The sequence below is a fragment of the Actinophytocola sp. genome, assembly GCF_050699915.1.
GTDB lineage: Bacteria > Actinomycetota > Actinomycetes > Mycobacteriales > Pseudonocardiaceae > Actinophytocola.
Window position 1 is genome coordinate 1 of record NZ_JBOHGA010000330.1, and the last position, 5,103, is coordinate 5,103.

General features: G+C 74.6%; 1 protein-coding gene and 1 pseudogene. One reads left to right on the top strand and one right to left on the bottom strand.

The features are described from left to right. Nucleotides 1–3,000, bottom strand: a pseudogene (locus ACRDSK_RS31695) (hypothetical protein); the annotation flags it as partial. 110 nt (nt 3,001–3,110) lie between these two features. Between ACRDSK_RS31695 and dxs the strand changes: the two are divergent. Further along, nucleotides 3,111–5,045 carry a 1-deoxy-D-xylulose-5-phosphate synthase gene (dxs, locus tag ACRDSK_RS31700; RefSeq protein WP_431445080.1) on the top strand — a complete coding sequence of 645 codons (1,935 nt, stop codon included), beginning with the start codon at nt 3,111–3,113 and terminating at the stop codon, nt 5,043–5,045. The last annotated feature ends 58 nt before the right edge of the window (nt 5,046–5,103 follow it).

Consider the following 5,103-nt stretch of genomic DNA (forward strand, 5'->3'; position numbering starts at 1 on the left):
GGCTGATTCCGGTGCGGTGCCGGGGAAGGCGCCGGGCGCGCCGCCGGCGCCGGGTCGGGCACCGGCCGACTCGGGTGACGTACGGGGGAAGCCGCCGGAGTTGGGCGAGGCTCCCGGGAAACCGCCGGCGCCCTGGGCACCGACGTTGGCCGGTGCGGCGCCGGGGAAGCCGCTGATCGAGTCCGGCGAGGCTCCCGGGAACACGACGTTTTGGTTGACAGTCGGCGAGTCCGGGCCGGCGGCCGGTGAGCCGGGGAAGGCGCCCGGGCGGCCGGCGGTTTCGGGCGAGGTGCCCGGGAACCCGCCCGGCTGCGGGCTGGGCGAGACGGGCGGGATTCCCACGACGCTGCCCGGACCGATCGGGCCGGCGACCGTGGGAGCGCCGGAGTCCGGTCCCGGGAACGTGCCGGGTGCGGGGGCGCCGGGGTAGGAGCCGGGCGCGACGATCCGGTTCGCGCTGGCGGAGTTCGGTGAGTAGCCGGGAAAGGCGTCGCCGGCGGGGAGACCGTTCGGCGACGCGGCGGGCGTCGGTCGTGGGAAGCCGTTCGCCGGACTCGCCGGACTCGCCGGCGAGCCGGGGTAGGCGTCGGCCGGCGGGAAGCCGGGGTTGCTGCTCGGCGCGCCGGGGAAGCCGCGAGGTGGTGACGGCTGGCCACCCGGCGAGGAGTGGGCGCCGTTCGGTGATGCGACGCCGCTTGGGAAGGCACTCGGCAGGTCGCGTGCCGGCGACGGCAGGCCGCCGGGGAGGCCGTCGGTCAGGTCGCCACCTGGAGTGGGCAGGCCTCGGGGCGGCGACGGCAGGCCACCCGGGAAACCGTCGGTCCGCTCAGCGGGAGAGCCCGGGGTGGCGCTGGGCAGGCCACGGGGCGGGGACGGGAAGCCGTCGGTCGCGCCGCCGGAGCCGAAGGGAGGGTTGGGCCCGCCGCCGTGGGCGCCACCGGGGTAGCCGCCGGGCGAGCCGAGCGCACCGCTGGGGAAGTCGGCCGAGGACGGGGTGCCGCCCGGGTAGCCACTGGGCGGGCCGATCGCGCCGGCGGAAAGGCCGGCTGCTGTTGGGGCGCCACCTGGGTGGCCGCCGGGTGAGCCGAGCGCGCCGGCGGGAAGGTCGGCTGCTGTTGGGCCGCCGGGGTAGCCGCCGGGTGAGCCGAGCGCGGCGGCGGGAAGGTCGGCTGCGGCACCGCCGGGCGAGCTGAGCGGACCAGCGGGGAACTCGGGTGCCGAGGGGGCGTGGCTTGGGGAGCTGTCGGAGAAGTTGCCCGCCGACCCGGGGGCGCTACCGGGTGAACCCGGTGAGCTCAGGCCACCGCCCGCGCGGCTGCCGAGGACGTCTGGCGAGCTGTGTGCACCGCCGCCGTTGCCGAGCGAGCTGTGTGCGCCGTCCGCGCGGCTGCCGGGGAAGTCCGGCGAGCTGTGTGCGCCGCCGGGTGAGCCGCGGTGGTTGCCGGAGTCCCGCGACGTCGGGGCGGGGAGGCCGCTCGGCGGGGACGGGAGGTTCGTCGGCGGGGGAGGGAGCGCGCTGCCGGGCAGGGCGTCGCTCGCGTGCTTGGACCTGTCGGTGGCGCGACTCGGCTCGGCGCGACTGGAATCGGTGCGACTGGAATCGGTGCGACTGGAATCGGTGCGCCTGGACCGGTCGGCGCGGAGACTCTTCGAGTCGGCCTCCGCGGACGATGCTGACCCCGCGCGGGGTGACGCGAGGTCGTCAGGCGGGGCGATCCGGTGCGTCGAGCCCTGCGAGCTCGCCATCTCCCGCCGGGAGATGGAGCCCGACCGCGTGCGGGACGCCCGGGCGCCGATCGTCTCCGACGACGGACTTGGGTCGATCATGGGCGCCGGGGCCCCAGCCGGCTCCGGGTCATCCGACGGCGGCAGCTGCCACGCCGACGCGGAGTCCAGCGTCGACCGTCGCGCCGGCGGCGGGTCGTCGTCGGAGGCAGTCGAGGCCGGCCGATCTCCAGCCGACCGGCGTGAACCGGACGGTCCGTCGTCCACAGCCGACCGCCGTAGCGAGGACGGCCCCTCGTCCGGCGACGATCGCCGTGGACCGGGTGGCACGTCGTCGGCGGCCGATCGCCGTAGCGCGGACGGGCCTTCGTCTACACCCGATCGTCGCAACGTGGACGAACCTTCGTCGGCGGCCGACCGGCGTAGTGCGGACGGCCCTTCGTCCGAGCCCGATCGTCGGCGGCCGCTGGCCGGCTCCAGCTCGGGCGCGTCCAGCGACGGCCTGTCGACGGGCCCGGCGTGACCGTTCACCCGCGACCGGTCCTGAGAAGAACGGGAAGACCGCGACTGGGAAGACCGAGACGGAGTGTCCCGCGAGGACGGACCAGAGCGAGCGGAGGACGCCGGGGGCAGCGCCGGCCGCTCGACCGGCGCGTGGAAGTCGGTGTGCTCGTTCGGCCCCGGCCCGCCCGGCTTGAACGGCGCCAGCGACGCGAACGCCGGGTCGATCCGCGCCGTCGAGATCGTCTTGTTCGCCCACTCCCGGGCCCTGCTCAGCGCGTGGTCCGGGAACTGACCGTCCCACCGCTCCTCGTCCCCGGCGTGCCACGGCAGCCGGCCCTCGAGCGTCGGCGCGTACGGGTGCGGCCGCACGAAAGCCTCCGGCCCCACCCGCGCGATCACCGCCGACTCGCGCAGCCCGGTCGGCGCGCTCTCCGCGCACTGGATCCGCAGCACCGCCGAGCACGAGGCCTTCGGCACGGTGAACGCGGCGATGAAGGCCTGCCCGGAGTCCTGGTCGGGAATCGGCAGCTTCAGCAGCTGGTACAGCGCCGGCACCGAGTCGATCATGACCACGTGTGCCTCGATGAGCGCACCGACCTCCGCCGTCTCGATGGCGAGACGGTGACGCAGGAGGGGCAGGTCGTCGAGCGGCGCGGGCAGGTCCGGGACCAGGTCGATATACGTCAGGCTGACCTGGTCACCAGTTCTCGGACAAAACCACGTGCGCTCGTCGTACTGCTCCATCCCGGAGGTGTCGAATGCGACAGGCACGCCCTGAGTGTAGGGGCGGACCCCCTACCCACGTGCGCTCGTAGACTGGCCGCAACCGGCCGAACGACCCAGCCGCCGGGTGCGGCGGCCAGAAATCGAGGTGACCAGCGGTGACCGACCATGCGAGCCTGCTCGAGTCCGTGCAGGGCCCGGCCGATCTGCGGCGGCTGAGCATCGAGGACCTCACCAAGCTCGCGGCGGAGATCCGCCAGTTCCTCGTGGACAAGGTCACCACTACCGGCGGTCACCTCGGGCCGAACCTCGGCGTGGTCGAGCTGACCATGGCGATCCACCGGGTGTTCGACTCGCCGCGGGACGCCGTCATCTTCGACGTCGGCCATCAGGCATATGTTCACAAGGTCGTCACAGGCCGGCGCGACGAGTTCGACTCCCTGCGCCAGAACGACGGGCTCTCCGGCTACCCCAGCCGCGCGGAGAGCGAGCACGACCTCGTCGAGAACAGCCACGCCTCGACCGCACTGTCCTACGCGGACGGCCTGGCGAAGGCCTACGAGCTGCGCGGCGAGCGCCGGCACGTGGTCGCGGTCGTCGGCGACGGCGCGCTCACCGGCGGCATGTGCTGGGAGGCCCTCAACAACATCGCGGCCAGCAACCGGCCGATGGTCGTCATCGTCAACGACAACGGGCGCTCCTACTCGCCGACGATCGGCGGGCTGGCCGACCACCTCGCGGCGCTGCGCCTGTCGCCGAACTACGAGCGCGCGCTCGAGGGTGGCAGGCGCGTGCTGCAGGGCACGCCGGTGGTGGGCCGGCCGCTCTACGCCGCCCTGCACGCCGCCAAGCGCGGCATCAAGGACGCGCTCAGCCCGCAGATGATGTTCGAGGACCTCGGCCTGAAGTACTTCGGACCGGTCGACGGGCACGACTTCGCCGCGCTCGAGGCGGCGCTGCGCCGTGCCAAGGAGTTCGGCGGTCCGGTCATCGTGCACGCCGCCACCTGCAAGGGTCGCGGCTTCCCGCTGGCCGAGAACGACGAAGTCGACCAGATGCACCAGACCGACCCGATCGACCCGGTCACCGGCAAGCCGACCACCGCGAAGAGCGCCACGTGGACGTCGGTGTTCGCGCAGGAGATGGTGCGCATCGGCGAGCACCGGCCGGACGTCGTCGCGATCACCGCGGCCATGCTGCGTTCCGCTGGCCTCGCGCCGTTCGCGGAGGCCTACCCGGACCGCTGGTTCGACGTCGGCATCGCCGAGCAGCACGCGATCACCTCGGCCGCGGGCATGGCCATGGCGGGGCTGCACCCGGTCGTCGCGATCTACTCGACGTTCCTGAACCGCGCGTTCGACCAGATGCTGATGGACGTCGCGCTGCACCGGCTGCCGGTCACCGTCGTGCTCGACCGCGCCGGCGTCACCGGGCCGGACGGGGCGAGCCACCACGGCATGTGGGACCTGTCGGTCCTCGGCGCCGTACCGGGCATCCGGATCGCCGCGCCGCGCGACGCCGGCACCCTGTCCGAGGAGCTCGGCGAGGCGCTCACGGTCTCCGACGGGCCGACCGTGCTGCGTTTCCCGAAGGCGTCGGTCGGCGCGGACATCCCGGCGCTGGAGCGGCTCGGCACGGTCGACGTGCTGCGCCACCCGACCGGCGACCGGCACGTGCTGCTGGTGACGGTCGGCGCGTTCGCCGAGATGGGCCTCGCCGCCGCGGACCGGCTGGAGGACCAGGGCATCGGGGTGACCGTCGTCGACCCGCGGTGGGTGACGCCGGTGCCGGCGGAGCTCGTCGACCTGGCCGCCCAGCACCGGCTCGTGGTGACCGTCGAGGACGGCGGCCGGCACGGCGGCGTCGGCTGGGCGCTGGCCGCCGCCCTGCGCGACGCCGATGTGGACACCCCGCTGCGCGACCTCGCGATCCCGCAGGAGTTCCACGGCCAGGGCACCCGGGCGGAGGTCCTGGTGCGGTTGGGACTGAGCGCGCAGCAGGTCGCCCGCAAGGTGACCGAGTGGGCGGTCGACCGCCTCGGCGACCAGGCCCCGGCCGCGGACCAGCCCGCGGTCAGGCGGCCCGAGAGCTGAGCCGGTCGGCCCACCGCCGGCCCGCGACGCCCGTCGCGGCACCCACGCCGCGTTCCAC